General features: G+C 58.9%; 23 protein-coding genes, 1 tRNA gene and 1 pseudogene. 13 read left to right on the forward strand and 12 right to left on the reverse strand.

Annotated features, from left to right (window positions below; all coding sequences use genetic code 11):
• The 6 genes and pseudogenes from Y882_RS08180 to Y882_RS08205 all read left to right on the forward strand — a co-directional run.
• On the forward strand, positions 1-1563 hold a 1563-nt coding region (locus tag Y882_RS08180; RefSeq protein ID WP_046971426.1), incomplete at its 5' end, for a YadA family autotransporter adhesin.
• Positions 1564-1631: 68 nt separating this feature from the next.
• On the forward strand, positions 1632-2690 hold the full coding sequence (locus Y882_RS08185) for an OmpA family protein (protein WP_046971503.1): 1059 nt from the start codon (positions 1632-1634) through the stop codon (positions 2688-2690).
• 238 nt (positions 2691-2928) lie between these two features.
• Positions 2929-3177 (forward strand): GlsB/YeaQ/YmgE family stress response membrane protein, encoded by a 249-nt coding sequence (locus Y882_RS08190; protein WP_046971427.1) that lies wholly within the window; start codon positions 2929-2931, stop codon positions 3175-3177.
• 13 nt (positions 3178-3190) lie between these two features.
• Positions 3191-3673, forward strand: a complete 483-nt coding sequence (locus Y882_RS08195) for a hypothetical protein (protein WP_046971428.1) — start codon at positions 3191-3193, stop codon at positions 3671-3673.
• A 386-nt stretch (positions 3674-4059) separates the two neighbouring features.
• A complete protein-coding gene (aqpZ, locus tag Y882_RS08200) occupies positions 4060-4758 on the forward strand; it encodes an aquaporin Z (protein WP_211259147.1) in 699 nt (232 codons plus the stop codon).
• Positions 4759-4948: 190 nt separating this feature from the next.
• Positions 4949-5221 (forward strand): annotated as a pseudogene (locus Y882_RS08205) (IS3 family transposase); the annotation flags it as partial.
• A gap of 78 nt (positions 5222-5299) precedes the next feature.
• Here Y882_RS08205 and Y882_RS08210 read toward each other — a convergent pair.
• Both Y882_RS08210 and Y882_RS08215 read right to left on the reverse strand, forming a co-directional pair.
• Positions 5300-6043 (reverse strand): FkbM family methyltransferase, encoded by a 744-nt coding sequence (locus Y882_RS08210; protein ID WP_082121010.1) that lies wholly within the window; start codon positions 6041-6043, stop codon positions 5300-5302.
• Positions 6044-6061: 18 nt separating this feature from the next.
• Positions 6062-8524, reverse strand: a complete 2463-nt coding sequence (locus Y882_RS08215; protein WP_156171366.1) for a hypothetical protein — start codon at positions 8522-8524, stop codon at positions 6062-6064.
• A 1239-nt stretch (positions 8525-9763) separates the two neighbouring features.
• On the opposite strand from Y882_RS08215, the gene Y882_RS08220 reads away from it, so the two are divergent.
• The gene (locus Y882_RS08220; protein ID WP_052949796.1) at positions 9764-10447 is read left to right on the forward strand and encodes a hypothetical protein; all 684 of its coding nucleotides are present in this window, start codon (positions 9764-9766) and stop codon (positions 10445-10447) included.
• Between the two features lie 5 nt (positions 10448-10452).
• The gene (locus tag Y882_RS19980; protein ID WP_156171367.1) at positions 10453-10593 is read left to right on the forward strand and encodes a hypothetical protein; all 141 of its coding nucleotides are present in this window, start codon (positions 10453-10455) and stop codon (positions 10591-10593) included.
• Positions 10594-10786: 193 nt separating this feature from the next.
• Here the strand turns inward: Y882_RS19980 and Y882_RS20955 are convergent, their stop codons facing one another.
• Positions 10787-11068, reverse strand: coding sequence for a bactofilin family protein (locus Y882_RS20955; protein WP_162207405.1), 282 nt, complete (start codon positions 11066-11068; stop codon positions 10787-10789).
• Between Y882_RS20955 and Y882_RS19985 the strand changes: the two genes are divergently transcribed.
• The 3 genes from Y882_RS19985 to Y882_RS08240 all read left to right on the forward strand — a co-directional run bounded on the left by Y882_RS19985 (position 11049) and on the right by Y882_RS08240 (position 15332).
• Positions 11049-11135 (forward strand) — tRNA-Thr (locus tag Y882_RS19985). The genes Y882_RS20955 and Y882_RS19985 overlap by 20 nt on opposite strands.
• 1812 nt (positions 11136-12947) lie before the next feature.
• Positions 12948-13604, forward strand: a complete 657-nt coding sequence (locus Y882_RS08230) for a hypothetical protein (RefSeq protein ID WP_046971433.1) — start codon at positions 12948-12950, stop codon at positions 13602-13604.
• 816 nt (positions 13605-14420) lie between these two features.
• Positions 14421-15332, forward strand: coding sequence for a hypothetical protein (locus tag Y882_RS08240; protein ID WP_046971435.1), 912 nt, complete (start codon positions 14421-14423; stop codon positions 15330-15332).
• A 187-nt stretch (positions 15333-15519) separates the two neighbouring features.
• On the opposite strand, the gene Y882_RS20960 is transcribed toward Y882_RS08240, so the two are convergent.
• Genes Y882_RS20960 through Y882_RS19990 form a run of 3 tightly spaced genes read right to left on the reverse strand, consistent with a single transcriptional unit; the run spans position 15520 to position 16302 of the window.
• Positions 15520-15720 (reverse strand): pyocin activator PrtN family protein, encoded by a 201-nt coding sequence (locus Y882_RS20960; protein WP_156171368.1) that lies wholly within the window; start codon positions 15718-15720, stop codon positions 15520-15522.
• On the reverse strand, positions 15717-15842 hold the full coding sequence (locus Y882_RS20965; RefSeq protein ID WP_425479423.1) for a hypothetical protein: 126 nt from the start codon (positions 15840-15842) through the stop codon (positions 15717-15719). Before Y882_RS20965 ends, Y882_RS20960 begins: the two co-directional genes overlap by 4 nt.
• A 4-nt stretch (positions 15843-15846) precedes the next feature.
• Entirely contained in the window at positions 15847-16302 is a 456-nt protein-coding gene (locus tag Y882_RS19990) for a hypothetical protein (protein ID WP_156171369.1), read from the reverse strand.
• 762 nt (positions 16303-17064) lie between these two features.
• On the opposite strand from Y882_RS19990, the gene Y882_RS08250 reads away from it, so the two are divergent.
• A complete protein-coding gene (locus tag Y882_RS08250; RefSeq protein ID WP_052949798.1) occupies positions 17065-18120 on the forward strand; it encodes a site-specific integrase in 1056 nt (351 codons plus the stop codon).
• Between the two features lie 65 nt (positions 18121-18185).
• On the opposite strand, the gene Y882_RS08255 is transcribed toward Y882_RS08250, so the two are convergent.
• On the reverse strand, positions 18186-18335 hold the full coding sequence (locus Y882_RS08255) for a hypothetical protein (protein WP_156171370.1): 150 nt from the start codon (positions 18333-18335) through the stop codon (positions 18186-18188).
• A 312-nt stretch (positions 18336-18647) separates the two neighbouring features.
• Here Y882_RS08255 and Y882_RS08260 point away from each other — a divergent pair, with 312 nt between their 5' ends.
• Positions 18648-19208 carry a Tc toxin subunit A-related protein gene (locus tag Y882_RS08260; protein ID WP_046971438.1) on the forward strand — a complete coding sequence of 187 codons (561 nt, stop codon included), beginning with the start codon at positions 18648-18650 and terminating at the stop codon, positions 19206-19208.
• A gap of 133 nt (positions 19209-19341) precedes the next feature.
• On the opposite strand, the gene Y882_RS08265 is transcribed toward Y882_RS08260, so the two are convergent.
• The 5 genes from Y882_RS08265 to Y882_RS08285 are packed head-to-tail and all read right to left on the reverse strand — an operon-like array spanning position 19342 to position 21643.
• Positions 19342-19821 (reverse strand): hypothetical protein, encoded by a 480-nt coding sequence (locus Y882_RS08265; protein WP_046971439.1) that lies wholly within the window; start codon positions 19819-19821, stop codon positions 19342-19344.
• A gap of 2 nt (positions 19822-19823) precedes the next feature.
• Complete coding sequence (locus Y882_RS08270; RefSeq protein WP_046971440.1) at positions 19824-20321, reverse strand: hypothetical protein; 498 nt, start codon at positions 20319-20321, stop codon at positions 19824-19826.
• A gap of 15 nt (positions 20322-20336) precedes the next feature.
• A complete protein-coding gene (locus Y882_RS08275) occupies positions 20337-20840 on the reverse strand; it encodes an HAD domain-containing protein (protein WP_052949800.1) in 504 nt (167 codons plus the stop codon).
• 1 nt (position 20841) lies between these two features.
• The gene (locus tag Y882_RS08280) at positions 20842-21171 is read right to left on the reverse strand and encodes a hypothetical protein (protein WP_156171371.1); all 330 of its coding nucleotides are present in this window, start codon (positions 21169-21171) and stop codon (positions 20842-20844) included.
• A 7-nt stretch (positions 21172-21178) separates the two neighbouring features.
• Complete coding sequence (locus Y882_RS08285; protein WP_046971442.1) at positions 21179-21643, reverse strand: hypothetical protein; 465 nt, start codon at positions 21641-21643, stop codon at positions 21179-21181.
• Positions 21644-21907: the final 264 nt, after the last annotated feature.

The following is a 21907-nucleotide window of genomic DNA, read 5'->3' on the forward strand; positions in this document are numbered from 1 at the left end:
AGCGCCGGTATCAACGCCAAGCTGGCCGACGCCATCAACGGCAAGGACGGCAAGGACGGCATCGATGGCCTGAACGCCAAGATGGCCGATGCGGTCATGTACGACACGCCGGTGCACGACAAGGTCACCTTCAACAAGGGCGGCACCGCCGTGGTGCTGGACAACGTGGCCAATGGCAACGTGGCGGCCGGTTCGCAGCAGGCGGTGACCGGTGACCAGCTGTTCCAGACGGAGCAGAAGATCAGCTCGGGCGAGATCGGTCTGGTGCAGCAGGCGGCGAAGGGTGCCAACCTGACCGTGGGCAAGGCCACCGACGGTACGGCGGTGGACTTCAAGGGCACGGCGGGTGATCGCAAGCTCACTGGTGTGGCCAAGGGCACGGAGAACAATGACGCCGTCAACGTGTCACAGCTCAAGGACACGGGCCTCATCGATGAACAGGGTAACTCCAAGGCGGTGGTGACCTACGACGATGCTGACAAGTCCGCTATCACGCTGGGTGGTCTGGGTGCCGACGGCAAGCCGTCGACCAAGCCGGTGAAGATCAAGAACGTGGCCGATGCCACCGAGGGCGACGAAGCGGTTAATCTGGGCCAGCTCAAGGATGCCGGCCTCTTCGACAAGGATGGCAAGGCACTCGATGCCGTGGTCTATGACGCAGGCTCCAACAAGGCTTCCGTCACGCTTGGTGGCGCCAACGGCACCGTGCTGAACAACGTGGCCGATGGCCGCATCGAAGCCGGCAGCCGTCAGGCCATCAACGGTGGTCAGATTGCGGCGATCCGTGACGCTCTGCAGGGTCAGATCACCAACATCGACGGTCGCGTGACCAAGATGGAGCAATATGGCACGGGCGGTGGTTCGGCACCGTACATTGCAGCCAACGGTGCGCCGACGCCGCTCAAGGCGGATGCGGGTACCACCCCGGGCGTGGCGGTGGGCTACAACACCGTTGCCAGCGGCGACCAGGCCTCGGCGATTGGCGATAGCGCGGTGGCTTCGGGTGCCAACTCGGTGGCCTTGGGCAATAGCTCGGTGGCCAATCGTGACAACTCGGTCTCGGTTGGCTCGCAGGGCCACGAGCGCCAGGTGACCAACGTGCAGGCGGCAACGCAGGAAACCGATGCGGTGAATCTGTCGCAGCTCAAGGGTGTAGCCACCACCCTTGGCGGTGGCGCCACGGTTGACAGCAGCGGCAACGTCACGGCGCCGACCTACAGCGTGGGCGGCCAGAGCTACTCGACCGTGGGTGACGCCTTGAGCGGTATAGACAGCAAGTTGAACGATAGCTTCGATCAGCTCAACTCCCGTATCCATCAGGTAAACCGTCAGGCCAACCGGGGTATCGCTTCGTCGGCGGCGTTGATCAACAACATGCCGTACATGCCAGGTCGCACGACCATCAATGCGGGTGCCGCCAACTACCGTGGCGAATCGGCATTGGGCGTCGGTATCTCGCGTTGGAATGAAACTGGTCGTGTCAACTTTAACGCCGGCGTGTCGGCAGCGAAGGGCGACGCTCCGATCTTCCGCGTGGGCGTGGGCGTGGTGCTCGGCGACTAAGTTCGCTCAGTCGCATGGATGAATCGCGGGGCCACGTGCCCCGCGATTCGCTAGAGAAGGAACAAACAGTGAAACGTTATCTATTGACAGCGGGGCTGGTTGGCCTGCTAGGAGGCTGCGCGAGCCACTCCGCACGCGACAGCCTGAATATTCAAGATCCAACGGTCTTGCAGGCGGGTTTTGATGCGCAGCAAGGCATGGCTGCGGGGGCGCCAACCAAAGAGTGGCTGGATCAGTACGGCCACATGGACGCAGGCACCATGTTGCCCCGACTTCAAGAGCGATGGAACGCATTGGGGCCCAAGGACAACAGCTATGCCCGCGCCAAGGCGCAATGCTGGATTGACACCACCAAAGACGAAAGGGCGAAGCACAACCAATGGGGATTCGTGCAGGAGGCCATGGGAGAGGCGGATCGTCTCATCACGGGTATGGAGTCCGGTAAGGACAATAGCCGTGACAACACCAAACTTCGCACGGCCGCCATCATTCGCCCCGATCTGTGGAAGCAACTGAGGTCCGACGAAAGAAGCGTCAAGGACGAGGACGACTGTGGGCAGGTGGAGCGCATACTCGCCTGCCAGGAAGTTGAGCTAATGCATGCCGGGCACGATGCATGGCGGCGCAGTTTTGATGCGGCGGAATCTCGTGCAAACAAGGTCAAGCAAACGCTCGATGGTGTCACTTCGACGGTCAGGTCGTGTTCGGCCAAGAAGACGGGGGGCGCCGACGTAGCCAGGGCAGTCAGCATCAAGCACTTCAAGGTCGACGCGCTGTTCCGCTTCAACAGCGGCGACGAGGCGGGATTATTGCCCGAAGGCCGCGCTGAGCTTGATCGCTATTCGCGCGAACTTGGCGGCAAGGTCAGTAGCATCGACCGCGTTGAAGTGATTGGCTACACGGACCGGCTGGGTGGCCCGGCATACAACCAGAGCCTGTCCAATCGCCGCGCCGAAACCGTGGAGAGGTATCTGCAGAAACAACTTGCCACGCCGCTTCCAATCACGCATCGTGGCGAAGGTGCGAGCAATCCGATGGTGAGCTGTACCGATCGAAATCGGGATGCATTGATCAAGTGCCTGGCACCGAATCGTCGCGTAGATGTCCACGTGTACAGTGCGGAGTAGCAGATAACGCCTCAACGTAGCCATAGTCGAAGAAATTGGAAAAAAAGAAGCCCAGTCGTCGCAAGACGCCTGGGCTTCTCTCGTTGTGGAGTCAACCGTAACCAAACACGAATTTGCGGTTACACCTTCCCGCTTCGCATTGGTCGCGCCGAGGGTGCCCTTTTAGGAAACCGCTGATATCGCTGCACAGATGCAATCCGTAACATTAACGACTTCATCGTAGCTGGGAGTTGAAGTGATGCATCTCATCTGGACCATTTTTATCGGTTTCATTGCAGGGCTTGTTGCGCGATGGATCACACCAGGGCGCGGCGCGTCCGGCTTTTCAATTACGGCAATCCTGGGTATTTCGGGAGCGTTTCTGGCGACGCTCGCGGGTCAGGCACTGCACTTTTATCAGCCTGGCGAATCCACTGGATTTATCGGCGCAGTGATTGGCGCGGTGATCCTTCTCGCCGTTTTCCATCTGGTTGCAAAAAAGAACTGAAAGGGACATCACCATGGGCTTGATGGATACGTTGTTGCAGCAAGTCACCGGCGCCATGAGTGCCGACTCGGTGGAGCATCTTCAGAACGCCCCCACCGGCACATTGGGCCAATGCATCACTGCTATGTTTCACTCGGACCAGACGCCGCCGTTCGCCGACATGGTAGGCCAGTTGTTCGGTCAGTCCAACGATGCCCAGCGCGCCGGCATGTTGAACCAACTGCTGGCCGCGGCAGGGCCGGCACTGCTTGCACAGGCGGGCGGTGCGTTGGGAGCGTCGTTACCGCCCGGCACGACCGAGCTCACGCCCGAGCAGGCCAGTCAGTTCAGCGCGACAGATGTGCATGCCATGGCCGCCCAGGTGCAGCAGGCGAACCCCGGCGTGGTCGAGGCAATCGGGCATTTCTACTCAGAGCACCCCGCGCTGATCAAGACTCTGGGAAGCGCTGCGCTGGCCATAGGCCTGGCCAAGCTGCGCGAACATCAGCAGGCCTGATCCAGAACTCTCCCCTTGACTGAGTAACTCTCTGGGTGCTCGCAGAGGAAGTTGCATCTCAGTGCACCAGGACGCGCCAATGGACAAGCGCGTGAGCGCACCGCGGCGATTTGCGCTCACGAAAAAGGGATTGGTCTGATAGCAAGCGATAAGTCAAGTCGCTATGTTGCCTGTCTTCTCGGGGACGCTTGACGATCCGGCCCCTTTGGAAACGCAATGGCTCCGAGCAAATCCTTGTCAGGTGACACGATCGGGCGTGGCGCTTCTGTGCGGCTGGAAGGAAGCATGGGGCACGCTTATCTCGCCAACGACTAGTTGGAGGCGAAGCGCGTGATTCAGCACTGTAATTCCCAACATGAATATCAAAATGACTAAGGGGTAGTTGCGTGAATTTGGTTAAACGACTAAGTGCCGAGTTCATCGGTACCTTTTGGCTGGTGTTTGGTGGTTGTGGCAGTGCGTTGTTGGCGGCGGCTTTTCCCGCGTTAGGTATCGGTTTTGTCGGTGTGTCGCTCGCGTTCGGCTTGACCGTGCTCAGCATGGCTTATGCGGTGGGTCATATTTCGGGCGGTCACTTCAATCCGGCCGTGACGGTGGGTCTATACGTCGGCGGCCGTTTCCCCGCCAAGGACGTTTTGCCGTACATCGTTTCGCAGGTCGTCGCCGCCGTCGTAGCGGCCCTGGTGCTGTATGTCATTGCCAGTGGCAAGGCTGAGTTTGACCCGTATGCGGGCTTCGCGGCCAACGGCTACGGCGCGCATTCGCCCGGTAGCTATGACTTGATGGCCTGTGCCTTGGTCGAGTTTGTGCTTACCGCGTTCTTCTTGATCGTGATTCACGGTGCCACAGATCAGCGTGCACCTGCGGGATTTGGTCCGCTGGCCATTGGACTCAGCCTGACCCTGATTCACCTCACCAGCATTCCGGTTACCAACACGTCCGTGAATCCGGCACGCAGTATCGGCGTGGCCCTGATTCAAGGTGGGTGGGCGCTCGATCAGCTGTGGCTATTCTTGTTGGTGCCGCTGGCCGGTGGTGTCCTCGGTGGCCTTATCTATCGGCACATGCTGGAAAGCCAGCGCTAGGCCGCTCCCGAGACTTCCATTCCCCATGCTCTGGCTTGTCCGACGTTCACGCGAGGGTGATACGTTCTTCGCGTGAGCGCCAATTTTTCTCTGTGGAAAGCGCTCGCGATTATATTCGGTGTTGTTGCGAGCATGACTAGGCGAAGCGATGGGCGTTGTGACGCGTTTGTCGTCATTGGTGTCGCCCGGTCGCGAACACGTGTTGGAGGTTTGCATGAGCCGTCGCGGCAACTGCTGGGAACGTGACGGCCGCCATCGGGGGCATGACTCCGTGGCGGGATCGTTCTTCAGCAGCCTAAGGAAGGAGCGTGTGCGAGGGCGCGTCTACGGCTGTCGCGAGGATGCGCGCGGTGGCGTGTTCGATTACATCGAAGTTTTCTACAACCGGCAATTTCGTCATGAGCATCTGGGTGGCCTAGCGCCAATGATGTTCGAGGCGGCTAACTTAAGATCCAGCGCCTAACCATGTACGAAAGTGTGCGTGCCAGCAGTAAAGATGACATTGAGCGAAAGAAAAGCCTGCAAATGCAGGCTTTTTTTATCAGATCTCGTGTAGATGTTCGAACGCCAGTCTACCTTCAATCGGTGCTGCGATGACGTTCTGGAATGCGCGGCCGGGAAAGATGTTGTCGCCGAGGTCGGCATAGTTGCTCTTGTTGAACAAATAGGGCATGTGCGACCAGCAACGATAGCCAAGATCCTTGATGGCCTTGATTTCGCCGAAGGAATGTTCGGCGGTGCCAAGGCGGAGGTAGATCACGGGACGATGCTTGCGCACGATATCGTCGGCGCCTGCAAGAACCGCCTCGACTGTCCCAGGCTGATTTATCTTGAGCAGATGCAGCGCCTCCAGCCCGAGGCTGTCCACGTTGGCGATGCGGACGCGTTCGTCGCTTGCCTCGTCAATGCCCGAAATCAATTCGGTGAGTTGCGTGAGGCCACTTTGGCGACCCAGCCACACCGGCAGGGTATGGACATTGAGAAGACCGTTGAGGGCGAGGTTGGCGCACAGCTGCTGGAAGACGAGGCGGCGCGGTTCGGCAGTGTGCACTTCACCCTTCGCACCTACTGCGCGCGACAGCCAAAGCGTGTGTGCACCGTACTCCGCACCAAATTCGACAATGGTTTGCCCCTCTTCGACGAAGGTGCTGAGCAGGTCAAGTTCTTGCTCCATCCATTCGCCAAGCTCGGTGAGCGAGCGAACGACGAGGCTATCGGCGCTAATGGCGTTGATTACGCCATAGCGTGTGTTCCACATGCGTTGAGATGTTTTGGCGGCGTTCATCAGGTGTCTCCAGGGATATCAGTGGTTATAGGTGGCTATTGCGCAAGTTGTCTGACCCGTGCTCTGCAGGGTGCGTATGCACTGATTCAGTCGTTTCCATTGCGGTTGATTCTGTACGGGTAGGCCCGCTTCACCGCGCAAGGTCTCCTGCCAAATGCTCAGCAGTCGGGCGTCGCGGCAGCCAGCATCCCAGGCTGCATCGCACAGGGTGACGGCTTCGGCATGGCGACCTGCCGTGAAGAAGGACGTTGCCGCCAGGTGCAAGGCTTCTGCGTCGCTCGGTGACATGGCAATCAAGCGGTTGGCGAGCGACACCAGCAGGTCACGCTCCTCCTGCGATGCAGAAACGGTGTCGAACCTGATGAGTCGTGCCGTGATGCCACACGTCAGCGCATGCGCCAGGTTGTTGTCTTTCGCGTCGATGGACATATCGGCGAGACGAATCGCCTGTTCCAGTGCCACAAGGCGCTCCCGCCCATCAACCAACTTGGCCCGCGCGATGGCTATTTCGGCGCGTTCGAGTGCGATGGTTTCAACGGTCAGCAGGGACGACCGCGCGTCGGTCAACAAGGTACTTGCATCATCCAGCGTTTGCAGCGCAGCGCCGATTGGCTCGTGAGAAGAACGCATGCGAAGGTAGTAGGCGCGCGCGAAATGGATGGAGCCAATGTCATCTGGTGCAAGTGACTCGATACGTACGAACAGCGGCTCCATTTCCTCCAGCTTGGCGCGAGCGGGACGCTCACTGAGCATGGCTGCCCATTCGCGTAGTACCTGAATCCATGACAGCAGCGGCTGCATGGAATGTGCTTTCGCCAGCATCAGTTGATAGGTGTCGCGAAGCTGACGCAGACGCATAAGACGCGCCGCGGCATTGCATCGACGAAGGCGCACAAGCTCCACATCGATCACGCGCGCCAGCCACGTATCGACCATGTTGGGGGCGGCGTTGTTGAGTGCGTAAGTCAGGGCTTCGGTGGCGCGCGCAAGTAGTTCATCGACGGCGCGGCCCTTTGCGCTTTCGGCGCGGGCCATCCACAACGAAGCTAGCAAGCAGAGCCTGTCGTCGTCGAGCGCGTGCTCGCGACTTCCAGACAGCAACCGCAGAGCTTTTTCTAGAAGCAGGGCGCGTTCTGGCAACGGCGCGAGTAGGGCTCGCTGATAGAGGGCATGTGCATGCTCCGTCACGAGCTGGTCGTCGGCGGCGCGCTGCTCTCCCATATCGCCACCCATGAGGCGCAGTGCGGCATCAAGACTCTCCGCACGGGCTTGGCCCTCCAGATGATCAGCCATGAACAAGTAGCAGCGAACCAACGCGTCGCCGAGCATCGATTCGCGATCAGGCTCTGCTTTCGCGGCACGCTGGAAAGCCGCAACGGCCTGTGAGACAGCTTCCACAGGGTTCTGCCCGTTATCGCGTGCGATGCGCCACCAGCACCAGCCGATGACGGTCCATGCCTCGCCGGACACGTATTTAGCAAGCATGATCGGCGCCATTGCTTCAAGCGCCTTCTTCGGATAGCCCGCCGTCAGTTGCTTTTTGGCCTCAGACACCGCCTGGTCGGCATCGCGTGGTGCTTTGCCATCGGCGGGCTTTTGCTCGTTTTCAGGGCGCGGAAATTCAGTACGGCTGGCGTAGGGGGTGCAAGCGGTACCGGGGGCAACAGAGTTTCCCGCGCCTGAAACGATTGCGTTACCAGGTGTCGATGCCAACGCCTCAAGCCGCCGCGTTCGATAGTCCGTCGTGAGTGGCTTCTTGTCCTCAGCTAGAGGCTGCTCGTTATCTCGCGGCGCAGTGTGATGGGCCGATCTGCGCCGTGATTCTGGTTCCAACGATGCGCAACGGCTGGCGTGGTCCGTGTTCGCGATATCTCGGACGGTTTCACTAACCGATGGCTCAATATCCTCGGCTTCAGACGCTGCGTTCGCGCCCACATTTGTGGAAAAGGGCGTGTGGCCGCCCGCAACTGCATTTGCTGTCGCAGTGATGTCAGTCTCGGCTACCCCCGACTCTGCAGCACAATCGGCCACTGTTCTTTGTTCTTTGAATTCGCCATCCTGTTCGAACAAGCGCGAGATCTTACTGGCGTGAAGAAACGCGCCTTTCTGAAGTGAGAACTCCACTTTCGGCGGGGGAGGGCTCATCTGCCCGTGGCGACCATCGGTCGCGGGCTTGGAAGACTGCGTACCGGCCACGTGGATCCAGTCGCAAACCTCCACGCGACCGATCACCCACGGTTCACGAGGCCTCGCTCGCTCAGTGCCAAAGAACGGTGTATTCGCGCCTGGCCATGTGCCGCGGTACCGCCAGTCTTTCCAGCCAATGATCGTGTGGGCGGGCAGAGCTGCTTCGCGCGCGCGACCGCGGCGGCGGGCCATGACGAGGAGAACGATCATCGCGATCACTATGACGAACGCGATCGAAATCTTCCCGGGTTGCCAGTAGGTGGGATTCGACACGGCATGCGCTTGTATCGTCATGGAGACGGTCGCGCTGGGGGCCAATTGCGCTTGCGCCACGATCTCCGTGGAATCGCTAGGCACGATAGGTGCCTCAGACTGGGTACTTTGGGTGGGCATTGACGAATTAACGGTCTCCCTGGACTCCCTCGTATCAGGCGACATGGATGCGGTGCCGTGAACTGCCATGTGGATCGGTATCGTTGATCTGTCCTTATCCGACGGGCGTGGCGGCAGGCTTGCTCGCCCTACCTTCGCTCGTGTATGTCCTCCATCCGGGGCCATGGCCGAAAGAGACATGTTCGTGGGTGATAGAGAGCGAGGTGCATCATGGATCGCACCGGACGCAAGAGGGGCTTGCTGTCTGGTCACGTGGCGACACGAAGCCATCGACAGACTTGCAAACACCATACTGATCGAGCGCATGGATGACGTCGCCTGGGTGGACGCCCTATCAGGGTAGGCGCGCGCTGTGCCGGATGCATTGCTCCTAATGGTATGTCCAAGCGTGTCAAGGACGCGCGCTGGCGAAAGGTGAAGTTGACATTTCGCGCGAGCATCTTTTCCCGGCGCTGTGTGCGAGACATTCAAACTGGTCATGTCGTCGCTCCCAGATACTGAAAAGTAGCAAAGATAGGCCGCCGGCGACACGCTGGGAATGAGAAAATTCGGAAAGGACAGGCGATTCCAGGCTTAAGCGCTTTCCAATGGCAGATGAGTCAGGACGAGCGCGTTTCCAGCGGAAGATCAGCCTGGAAGCAATGCAGGGAGCCAGGGACTGACGCGCCGAATGGCGGCGTGCCTCGCGTCGGTTGATCATCAACCTGGATGATCATCAGGTTGGACGAATCACGAATCCGCACCATTGGGCAGGCACGCGCTATTTTGGATGGCACTCGTCCCCTGACTTGGCTGCTGCAGACCGGCACGCGCGTAACGGGTGGATAGTCTCCGTGCTGGTGCGGTCGGGCTACCGGCAGGTCAAGCGATCCGACCGCGGCTTGGCCTAGCGCTACTTGCAGCTCTTGAGTGGCTTCAGCCGCGCGCAAGTCACGCGTGCAGTGCAGCGTTTGATGCTTGCTGATTGTAAATAGGACTTGTCTGATAGGGGCGGCCAGGCGGACAGAGAGCACTGTCCAACGGGAAGTGAGCCTGGACGAGCGCGTTTCCAGTGGAAGATGAGCCTGGTGGCAAGCTAGGAAGCCAAGGATTGACGCGCCGATGGGCGGCGTGCCTCGGGTCGGTTGATCATCAACCAGGATGATCATCAGTTTGGACGAATCACGAATCCGCACCATCGAGCAGGTGCGCGCCGTTCTTGACGGCACAGGCACGCTTGACCTGGCCCCGGCTGGAGACCGGTACACCCGTTATGGGTGGATGGCCACCGTCTTGGCGCGCCTGAGCTACCGGCAGCTCAAGCGGTCCGGCCGTGGTTGGGTCCGACGCTTCTTGCAGCACCTGAGTGGCTTCAGCCGTGCGCAAGTCGGTCGCGCCATGCAGCGATGGCTGACATCTAAGCCGTTATGCCTCGCCCGTCGCAGGCCATCGAACGCCTTCGCGCGGCGATACACCGAGGCGGACCTGGACGCCTTGGCGGAGGTCGAACAAGAATACGGACGGCTGTCAGGCCTGGCAACGGTCGTCGTCTTGCGGCGCATGTACCGAGAGCATGGAGACGAGCGGTTCGTGCGCCTGCAGCACGTGTCCTCGTCACACCTATACAATCTGCGCCGCTCAGCTTCCTATCAGCTGCGGCATACCGTGCGGACCAAGACCCGGTCGAACCGCAAGGCGGCAGCTATTGCCGTGCGCCGCGCGCCGGCGCCGGACAATCGGCCCGGCTTCATCCGGATCGACAGTGTCCACCAGGGCGACTTCCGCGGCCGCTGGGGCGTGTATCACATCAACGCGGTTGACTGCGCCACCCAGTGCAGGTCGTGACCACCGTGCCGTCACTCAAGCGCGAACACGTCCTGCCGACGCTGCGCGCAATGCTGGCCCAGTTTCCGTTCGAGATACGCGGGTTCCACTCGGACGGCGGCAGCGAGTACGTCAACAATGAGGTAGCCGCCATGCTCGAACAGTAGCACATCGCCTTTACTCTCTCGCGCCACGGCGCTGAAATGACAACGCCCTGGTTGAGGCTAAGAACGGTGTCGTGGCACGCCGCCAGTTCGGTTACACCTATGTCCCGTCTGAGCGGGCCGAGCAGGGCTGCGTTTCCGGGTGATGCACCTCGATTCGACGCGTGGTCGACTAACTCTATGTCTAGAGTTACAGCTATTTGTCAGGCGACGCCGGCCGATCGTTTACAGCCCCGCTGACCACATGGTAAAGCCTTCCGTCCAGAGGAGCGCCCGTGGCTACGATCAAAGTGCGGTAGTACACATCTCCGATGATTCGCGCCGGCGCACCGAGGTCCAAGCACTCATTGCAGTTCATATCCCCGAGGACCCTTCCGCTAAAGACGTCGCGCGGCACTCGAATGCTTCCCTCGACCGCTCCAGATTCACCGATAGTCAAAATCGTTCCATCCTCTTCAGCCGAAACCGTGCCAGTCACTTTGCCGTCGAGATGGATCGCACCGGTAATGCGTAGGTCGTAGGTTTGATTCCTATTTCCGGCACCATATTCTTAAGTTAAAACAGCGCTTTACGCCTTGCGGTGTATTGCGCTGTTTTGCTTTGGATTGCGCGAAATTGTGGCTCAGGTGCACCAAATTTGTACCAGCCTTGGAGTCGAGGGCGCGTTGGTGCACCGAGGCCAACGCACGCTTGCACACCCTTGCGCAGTTTTGAGCAGCTGGCTATCTTGGTGCTACGCGCTGGTAGTGGCTCCGTGAGCCATGAGCCCGGCATTTCGCCAAGCTAAAGCGGAAAGGCTTGGAGAAAGAAGAATGGGTCGCCTACAGCGACCGCCCGAGACCCGAGCGGGTCGAGAGCACGAGGCAACGGTCATGATGAGGCCGATTGCTCCGCCGCCGGGATAGCGAGCGAACGAGGGGAATTGCACTCCTGCCTATATCGTCTCAGGCACTACCTCGCGAGACGGAATGCATAGGCTACCGCGGACTCATCGCCAAATGTCGTGCCCCGCACGACGTTGCTTTAAGGCTGCGCGATGTCCAAGATACAAGATTTGCTCACGGTTGATGATTTGGCGGCGCTTTTGCATCGAGCCCCGGCCACGATTGTCACGGCACGCACTCGATACCCACATTCACTCCCTCCTGCGTGCAAGGTGCCCGGGACGCGGCGAGTGCTTTGGCGTAGGTCTGATGTCGAAGCGTGGCTTGCGCACCATGTTTCGTCGTCGCCGATATCACCATCCAGTGTTGCCTCTCCTGGCACCTCCCGTCGTGGCCGGCCGACCAAGGCTGAGCAACGTCAGCGCATGATTCGCGGACTGGAGGGGCGTTCCGATGGCTGAGAACAAGGATCGCAATCCTCTCATCGAGTTCAGACAGGTTGGGGACCGGAGTGGAGGGTTCACGATGCTGTGGCATCACGAACTCTGGAGTGACCCCTATAAGCGTGTTTCGAATCGACTGGACACTCTCGGCGCTTGGTGGGTCCTGCGGTCACTGCCACCCCAATGGAAAATGCGTGAGCGACAAATGTGCCAAATGCTGGGTCTCGGCGTTGGGAGATTGCGTCGCATAGCGGCGGAACTGGAGGGCTCAGGACGACTTAGTAGAGAGAAGGTCCGGGACAAGCAGGGGCGATTCCTGAACACCTCGTGGACCCTCTTTTGCGGTGAGCTATCGTCAGAATCATCCAAGCCGGCTTTGCGCCACGCGTCAAATTTCCCAGCGATGGATAACTCGCCGATGGACAACCCATCGTTGGATCGCCCAGCTACCGCAGATGCCCCCCCCTTTAATAAGACTGATAAAGGCTCTAAGACTGAAACTACTACTACTGAGGTGTCTCCAGGTCTGCAGTTACCACCATCGCTCGATCCCGATCAAAGAGCCGTAGTAGGAGAGATGTTGGGTGGGTCCGGCTTAGAGCAGGTCATGCAACAGCAAATCGCGGACGAGCTTGGATATTCGATGGAGCAGCCCCGGGGAGTTGCTCGGCCTGCTGCTTACACTGCAAAGCTTATCGAACGAGCGTTAGGCGGAGAATTCAACCCTGACGGGGCGCTGATATTCGCCGCGGAGCGGCGCAGATCGATAGCGATGGAAGAGCAGCGGAGAAGCGATGCTGAGCGACGGCGACGGGCAGAAGAAGAGCGCATCGCGAAGCTCAATGATCCAGCTGCCCAGGCACGAATGGACGCTGCGGTAGCCCTAGCAGCCAAGACGCTTGGAATCCGAAGGGAAGGATAGACAGACTTCATGATCTAGTCTGATCATGAGGGTGATTTTCGTAGTGGAGTCGGTGCGAGTAGTAGCTCGCACCGACGCCTGATCAAAACTGCTCATAAGGAAGCGATCATGGCTCACGACATTTTGCCGGAGTCACTGCTAGTCGATTTGATTTGGGAAGTCAGTGGCATTGATTGGGACGATCCGCACGAAACAGATGGGGGGCGGGCAGAACTTGCAAGACTCGCGGACCAGCTTCGCGCGCCGATCAATCGGGTATTGACCGCCATTGTGGAAAGCTCCTGGGAAAAGGGAGTGTCCCCCGATGTGACAGACCTTTTCAAACATGACGTCGCTGCTGCCTTGGAGCCCATTCGGCTAATGAATACGCTCCCAGTAGAGGTCCAGCGACAATTGATGCTGGAATTCGCCACCGTATTGAACGGTCCACGTCCGCCCACGCATCCACCGGGCTGGCTACGTGGACTGGTCGATGCCGCGCGCCGTGGAAGCTACTGGCCTCGACAAATCCCGGTCCGTGAAGCTTCAGGCGGTGTCGTTGAGGAAATGCGAGCACAGCGCCGTCAGAAACTTTCACGAAGCGCGAGAAAGTTTTTTCCGAGATCGTCGAAGCGAGCCGTCCGATACGTGGCAGATAGCAGGCGGTCGAGGATCGATCGAGTCATGACGGCTATGGCCCAAGGTGCAGTCGAGTTGGCCGGGAGCGACATAACTTATCGTGCCTATATGAAGTTTCTTGTCGACGTTGAGGGTGGGGTGGAGTAGTCCCTGGTACTTTTCAGCCCCCAGGTGAACGATGCCCGGGGATTGGATACCCACTTCTTGCTGGAGTTGCAGGCCGGGGTGCTACCAATGATCCAAAGCGCTTGTTTGCAAGCATTCAAGGGCAAGGCTGTAGCAGGCATGCTGCCGCCTGAGAGTGCACCAGCCGCAGGGCGTGGCCAGAGAGGTTGGTTTCCGCGACTTCCCTGGTGACGAACTTCCTGTGAGCTGCTTCCGCGTTCAGTCGGTGGCCCTGACCCAACCCTTGGAATGGAACGATTTCAGGCTTCTCACCGTCAAGGTTGCGAGTCGGTACGAGATGCGGGCACCCAGGGGCGGTGGAGATTTCTCGGAGCAGAAGTGGACCAAGCAGGGCGAAGGTTTCACGCTCAGGCTCAATTCGATGTTCTCCGGAACCCCTAAGGTCTGCTTCTGACTGCGGACTCAACCGGTCATTCGTAACGCCTCAATCCCGCTCGTCCAACGGCTGTGCGGTAAAATATTAATCATGCGTAACCTCAATCGAAATGACTTTAGTCTATTGACGGCGTCTATGATGGGTCGACCGATCTAATAAATCCTTATTTGGCTTGTGGTTAGGTCGGCAAGCAAATTTTCCTAGCACTTTTGTTGCACTTCGCGTTTTCAGCGAGCCGGTGAACGGCGCCTCGAGGCGGGGTGGATGCTGAGCAATTTCGTATCGTTCGTGGTCCACCTAAAGCCGGCGAAAGCCAGGCCTGCCTAAGTCATACAGCCTAGTTTTAAGCTCAAGGTCTGCTGATAGCATCGGCTCGTTCAGTCGTGTCTGAGGAGTGCACGATGAGCGTGAATTTCGGGGCGGTCGGGGGAGTCACCACGGTTTTTGGCGCTTTGGCCGCCATTGCGTGGGCCTTCTACAACACCCTTGGCCGGCAGCACAGCGACCGCTTCGGTCAAGTGCTTGGCGCGCTAGTTGCCGTGACGTTGGCTGGGGCTGCTGTATGGGTTGCCTATGCAGTGACCTCGCCGCGAAATGTTGGCTCAGAGGTTGATCACCGACAGTCGCAAAAAACCACCGCGCCCGTCACAGAGGGTGCTGACCACGGAACTTCAACTTCCGTGTCCCCGGCGAGTACTGCTCATTCCGTTTCCAACACTGATCCGGTACCGCAAGTTCCACCGCCTCGGACGAGTGCGCTGGCTGCTTCAACGACTTCAGCGGTCGTTCCCGAGGCACACACGGATGCGGTCGAACGCTTCGACTGTGGTGACGTTGGCACTTTCGAGTTTGACCAAGATGCCTATACGGTCTGGCAGCCGTCCGATAGAAATGCCAGCGTAGCCGACGCAGTTCCCTACGCTACGGAGATCGTGGGGGATAACGGAGACAGTCGTGAGTTTCAGTTTTGGATTTGGTCCCAGGACTCACTGCGCAGCTACTTCATGCGGGGAGGCATCGGCTCCCCGCACCGAGGTATCCGTGTTGCCTGGGACGTAGCCATGCGGTTGAACCACTACGAGGATCTCGTCGTCCAGGTGAAGCGTCAAGCTGGCCCCTCCACCGGAGCGCTGCAGAATGTGAAGGCGCATCGGCAGGAATACGGCATTGACTACTTTGGCGTGTTGTCTCGGCTCGTGGAGTACTACGTCGCTCACACCGAGGGCGTTGGCGGTAAAGTGGAAGTGACCGAACCTCTATTTCACGGTCGGTCGTGCATCCAAGTGGCAGTACGGCCGGCAGTAGGGCACTGATGGTTTCGGCATGCGGCAGAATTCTGCCGGCGCGTCCAGCAAGGCTACCGTGAAAATCATCATCGCGGCATGTCTATGGACGTCGTACGCGGTTGTTGAGGTGCCGAACAGCTGAGCAGAAGGAACCGCTTAGTTTTGACCGCCGTGAATGCGAACCCTGTCATCGGTTGCCTCCGCCTTGAGTCTGTCAAGGTATTCGGCGAGCGTCGAAGCATCTAACAGCCAGGGGGGACTTCTGGCTTCCTGCTCGAAATGCGGGCACCGGCAGCGTTTGCCGGTTTGCTCGTTTCGCTGCCTCTTCGGGCGCCAGGCCAAATAGGTGCGCGCACTTGTCGAGAGGAATGTGGCTGGTGCCATATTCGGCCATCAGAGCAAAAAATGTATTCATGAGTTCCGTCTCGTTTCGCTGCTCTCGTTCCACCAGGTCGAGCGAGTGCGCCACTGCTCGCGCATATCCCCCCGCAACTGTTCCGCAGCGCGATCACCGCGCTTGGCGTCGACGCGTCGCACCAGGTCATCGACCGCCGCGCACGTGGGGGAGTGTGTGCACGCCCATACCTCCGAAAACCAAGGGGAGGGTCGCGTATTCGTTGAGAAAGGCGAGGCCGAACTCAAAGAAACCTCCCATGCCTTCCGGTTTGGCCGATTCCCATAGGGAGTTGAAGGCATTCGTGTTGGTCGGGAGGCGGAAGGGAAATTTTGGGTCCGCCACCAATTCAACGGTTCGCAGCGTGCCGTATCTTGGCTGAAGATAGTTCGCATGCACCTGAATGGTGGTGAGTGGGTGGACACGGAGACGCTTCCCAGTGACTTGTGCGATACGGGCCTTGGCATAGCCGGGTGTCCTGGCACCCTTCTGGACATGGGTAAAGTAGACATTGACGAATGGCTCCCCTGTGCCCTTGCAGCGCCCCTTCTTAAGGACGAGGTATCCGCCATCTTGAGGGCGCTGTGTTGGTCTTGGTGGCATCCTGCGGTCTCCGTCATCTTGCCTGCCTACCCGAGGGTCCCTATGTTCCCTCAGCTGCCAATGGGCAGGGATACGGGCCCGCCCAGCGCCATGATATCGGGAAGGAAGGTTTTGACGGCCGGATAGTGGGCCACATTTGGTCCAGTCTGAGCGGCAAGATGGCCCGATTGGGCCCATGGGCAGTCACGCCGGGCCACCGTTGGCCCAGCGCAATGGCGTTGCCGAAGTAATTGGGCGGCCGTTGACTCAGTCGGATCGCCGAGCTGGGCCGGATTTGGACCACAAACTTTCATGCTGGGTCACCGTTGACCCAGCGCAATGACGTAGCCGAATTAAGTGGGCCACCGTTGACCCAGTCAAGTCGTCAAGCGGGGTCAGATTTGGCCCACGAACGTGACGCTGGGCCAACGTTGGCCCAAGGCAATGACGTTGCCGAAATATGTGGGCCATTGTTGACCCAGTCGAATCGTCAAGTTGGGCCAGATTTGGCCCACCAATGTTCAAACTGGGTCAACGTTGGCCCAGCGCAACGACATCATCGAAGTAAGTGGGCCACGGTTGACCCATTCGCTTCCATTTCTGCGTGAAATGTTTTCGCAGATGATTCGTTCGGTGCCAGATGAAGAGCGTTACTTATGCGAGTTCTACAAGCATAAGTAACGTGGGGAGCAGATATGATTCTTCGGCACCAAAAATGCTTTCAGAAAACGAGTATGTTCTATCGTCAGCGGACATGGCCAAGTACGAAACCAGGCAGGAGCTATGGCAGCGAATCGGACTGCGAAAACAGCTGACGACTATCGGCGCCGGGTAGATCAGATTCGCCGTCAGGTGGCTAAACCACTTGGCGTCAAAAACCCACGATTGGTGTCACTTCTGACGCTCGTTGAACACTTGATTGATCGTCGGGAGGCAAGTCGGGATCTGGCTTCGAAATCGGTCAGGTCCGCCGGACGGGAGCTATTCCGCCATCTGGAGAAGAAGGCCATTTCGCGTGGTACTTGGCGCCAATACAAGAGCTCGCTTCTGTTTGTGCTCGAAGAAGAGCGCGAGGCGGCGATCGAGGGTGTTGTGGCTGAGGAATTGGACGAGGCGATCGCGAGGCTACGAGCGGAGAGCCAATCAGGCTGCCTGAAACAGAGTGATCGGACGTCAGGTCAGAAGGCGAAAGCCTTTTCTTCTGCAGATTTCGAGATCGTTGCCAACTATTTGGAGTCGCGTATTGGCGGCAAACGTGGTCACCGACATGCCAATGCGTTGCTGACCTTTTTGAGGGCGAATCGACTGGTAGGACTGCGCCCTGCCGAGTGGGAGTCGGCCGGTCTTGTCGACCTCCAAGGTGGTCTTGCCCTCAGAGTCGGTAATGCGAAGCACACCAATGGCCGAGCCAACGGGTCGCACCGTCACCTTCTTTTGGATGGGCTATCGCCGGAGCAGATCGGCCACCTAGACGAGATGCTGCGCATGCTCGTGAACTTTGAGAGCGATCCTGAGTATGACTTCGATCGCCATATGCACCAGCTTCGCTTGTATATGGGCAAGGTGGTGCGGCGCTGCCTTGGCAAGCGCAAGCGCTACCCATCCATGTATAGCTTTCGGCATCAGTTTGTGGCCAATGCGAAGTCTGGATCACGCTCGCAAGAGGAAATCGCTGCCTTGATGGGCCATGGCAGCAATGCGACGGCAAGCCAGCACTACGGCCGCAGGGTCGTAGGTGAGGGCGACGTGGGCGTTACTGCCCTGGCTAGCGAAGTGGCTACAGTTCGGCATAACCCCAAAGCCACCGGCCATCGGCCGGCACTGCGCCTGACTCGTTGAGCTCAAAACCAAAATCGAGTTATTGGACGCACAAATCGCTTCCAATGCCCACATGCCCCAAAGGCTCAGGTACGCGGCTCGCAAAGCCTCTGCGTCGACTTTGAGGTGGTGACGCCGCGATTGAAGTTCTGGGTGCCGATGCTGGCCGTGTTGAGCTTCTGCAGCACGCGGCTCAGGTCCGCGTGCGTGGCGGTGGGCCGGCGATGCGCTTGCACGGAGTGCCGGCACCGCGAGCGCTTCAGCATTCAAGTTCGACCACAGAGCTAGGTACCAGATCCTTTACTCTCTGCGTCATCAATTTGCCGCAGACGCAAAAGCCGTTGGGTGTTCGAGGGCTGAGATTGCGGCCGTGGTGGGCCACGGAGTTGAGGAGACCGCGACCACGCAATATGGGCGAAAGGGCAGTGGGAGGGGGCCGATGAAGGTCAAGCCAGTAGCAGTAGAAGTTGCTGCCGTTCGTCACGATAAAAGGATCGGACAGCGGCTGAGCCGCGCTGTGCCTGCTTGAGGCCGCGATTATCTGGCTGTTGCTGAATCGGGAACGTTACCTGCCATTCGAGGGCGCCGGCGTTATCAGCGCGTTGTCTTTAAAGCTGCTCGGTCAGCCACCGTCGTTCGATTACGACACGATGGCCGACGTTGTGCTCACCGTCCGCTATACCGCACGACCGGACGGAGATCGCGCGGAAGCCGAAATGAGCGCCACACAGTGGCTAAAAACGCACGCTGCACGAGTCTTTTCGATGAGGCAAGAGTTCGGCGCTGAATGGGCGGGGTTTAAGCGTCCGCGTTCGGAAGGTGACGGCCCCGCAGTCTTGAAATTCTCGCTCACGCCCGATCAGTTCCCTTTCCGGATGGAGGCGGTTACCGACAAGCCGAAGCGCTTGCACCTGTTCTTTTCAGGAAATGCCGATGGAGATGTCGAGCTGCGACGAAACGGCACCAAACTGGGCAAGACCGCCTTGGTGAACGAGATGACTTTCGCGTCGAACGACCTGCAGGTGAGTGGGGAGTACGAACTGCAATTCGACTCCAACATACTTGAGGATCTGTGGCTTGTAGTCGATTGGCAAGCCGAGGACGCATAAGTGGATATCTGCCACGATGTGACCTCGGTTGGGCATTGCCGCAAAGCCGCCGGCCATCGGCTGGCACGGCGCTTGACTCGCTGAGCACAAAGCCAAAATTGAGTTGCGGGGCGCGCATGCCGCGCCCCAATGCTCATATACCACAGAGGCTCAGACAGGCGGACCGCAGGGCGTGCGCGTCGACAAGTGCATGGTGACGACGCGCCTGCTCTTCGGGATGACTTCCCCACCATCGGACCATAGGTTCACGCATGTCTTCGAAAAATTGCCAGCGTAAGTCCGCCGGAACCGGCTCGTCGGGCTTGGACGTTTGAAAGCCATTGATGACGTATTGGCACAAGGCGCGATCGGCGCCGAAGTCGTAGCAAATCCGGGGGCGCTCCACGCTGGCTAGGAACTTACGAAGCTGGCGCGTCATCACCGCCTCGCTCATGGCCGTGGGTCCCCGATCGAGCAGCGGATAAACCACGGTCTTCACCCACGGCGTCGGGTCGACAGGCAAAGGATCGCGCTCGGCGTAGAAAACGTGCTGGAGATCCAAGCTGACAAGAGCCAGCGAAACCAAATCCGAGGCGAGTACGTCCGCCCACTCGCAATCTAAGAATAGATCCACGACTACGTCCTCCCTGTGCTGTTGCGATCCATCCACGCCAGCCAGCCCGCACGATGCGCTAGGGCGTCGTGCAGGGCGTGATGCCACGGATGGGCGGGATGCCCGTGGTAGCGAGCCACTGCCGTGTCGTACACGGTCGTATCAATCAGCGTGCGAAGGTCATAGAGCACCGGGTTCACGTTGGCCGGCAGGGTGCCGCCCATGGCCATCAGTAGCAGGTCGCGGTCGATGGCCGAATCACTGGCCAACTGCACACGACGTGGCAATACCTGAAACCAGGCGTGCAGCCGGTGGCCAAGCTCCGGCCGGGTGCAGAGCGCCCCAGCGTCTTCGCCCAAGTGTGGCAGCACGTTGGCCACGACGAAGTGGTTGCACGAGGTACGCAAGAAGTCGGTGCGCTCCAGATAGATCGAGCGCTGCCCATCCTCGGTGACCATGCCAACGCTCACCAGCTCGCGCCGGTATTCGTCGGTGTATTCGGTATCGAGAAAGATCAACATAGCGGCGCAGGTCTGTCAGCGGTTCTTGGACATCCGGGCCAACCGATGTTCGAGCGTCATCCGGACATCAGGTTCGCTCAACCCGAGGATTGGGTTGCACGTAATCAGGTGACGTTTGGCTTCCAGTGGCCAGCCTTCGGCATCGTCATCGATCGCCAGCCAGTCTTCAGGCATGCGGTGGCGGACGTCTTTGATGATCTGTTCGTACCGGGTCGAGTGATTCAACCACCAAAAGAGCAGTTCATCGTCCCCGGTCATTTTGCTGTGCCACGTCGCGCCAATGACCCGACTTCGCAACCCTTCGGGAAGTCGATCCGCGGCGTATTGAAAGCCTTTGACTCTTACCCAGCTTGTCGACAACACAATCTTGAAGTCGGGGTAGGGCGACAAAATGCTTTCGAGTCGCGATGCGTACTCGAATAGCGTGCCCACGCCGCGGAGAACGGCTCGGTTGCGTTGGTCGAGATAGACGTCGTAGTGGTGAAGGACGCCATCAAAATCGAGGTAGATGATCACCACGTCAGAGTCCCAGCCGGCTCAGGTAGGGGTACTCCTCGGCTGGAATATGCCGAGAGCTTTGCTCAGCGATTTCAATGATTTCATCTGCCCTTGCATCCGTCCCGTCCGCACAGATTCTTAACTCCTTGTGCTTTTCCTTGACGTCAGTGATGGTCACAGTGAGTCCTGTGGCTCGGATGTGCTCAAGCAGTTCTTTGCTGAATTCGTGGAGCAGTGGAGCCCAGCTGTCCGGGCAAGCAAATGCAAATTGGGCGCCGTAGAGCTCGGGATAAGCCGCGCAGAGGTGCTTGCTGTTTTCCTCGTTCATAAAAGCCGCCTGTTCTGGAATCACGGTGAGCTCAGGTCGAGGAGCGCCGTAACTCCTGCGACATGGCCGTGGCAGGCAGTCGCAGGGCCAACAGCCTTGCCGCCCAAATCCAAAGCAGCAATCCAAATCCATAAAGCGGCAGCAGGAACAGGCCATAGAAAAGCAGCTTGAACGCTTCGACCTTTTGCTGTGACACCAGACGACAGCTTTGTTCGACAGCTTCTGTTGTGCGGCCCTCACTTTGGACGGCATAGAGCACATGTCGCTTGACGCTCCCAAGGAATCGAGGAAAGCGGACTTCGGTGAAGAAGAAAGTTTGGGTCCCGCGATTCCGGAGTAGGGAGTCGAGGACGGGTAACGTCATCACGCCCTCGCAGTAGCCGTCGCTTCCGCTTTCGGTGTTGAAGCGCAGATACGAGTAATGCCTGGCGCCGTTCTGGTTTTCCTCAATAGAACCCCAGCTAGCCAGATGACCGGTGATTGTGCGGAGTGCCATTTCACGCCCCTAATTCACAGCTGTCCCATTGGTTGACGCGATCACTGGCATGGTCGCGTGAGTTCCCTGGTGCGAACCAGGTGATCGGCAATTTATCACCATCATTACAATCAAAACAATCATTGATATTGACGGGTTCGTGGTTGGTTCAGGCAGACGAGGTTGAAGGCAGGGATTACACTGATGGTATTGATCGCTTTGAGGTGGTTTATGGGAGGCGCCGGCAGCGCACGTGGCGAAGGACCAACGGCCGGGCCTGACTCG

Origin of the sequence: Dyella japonica DSM 16301, from assembly GCF_001010355.1 — a bacterium.
Lineage (GTDB): Bacteria > Pseudomonadota > Gammaproteobacteria > Xanthomonadales > Rhodanobacteraceae > Dyella > Dyella japonica.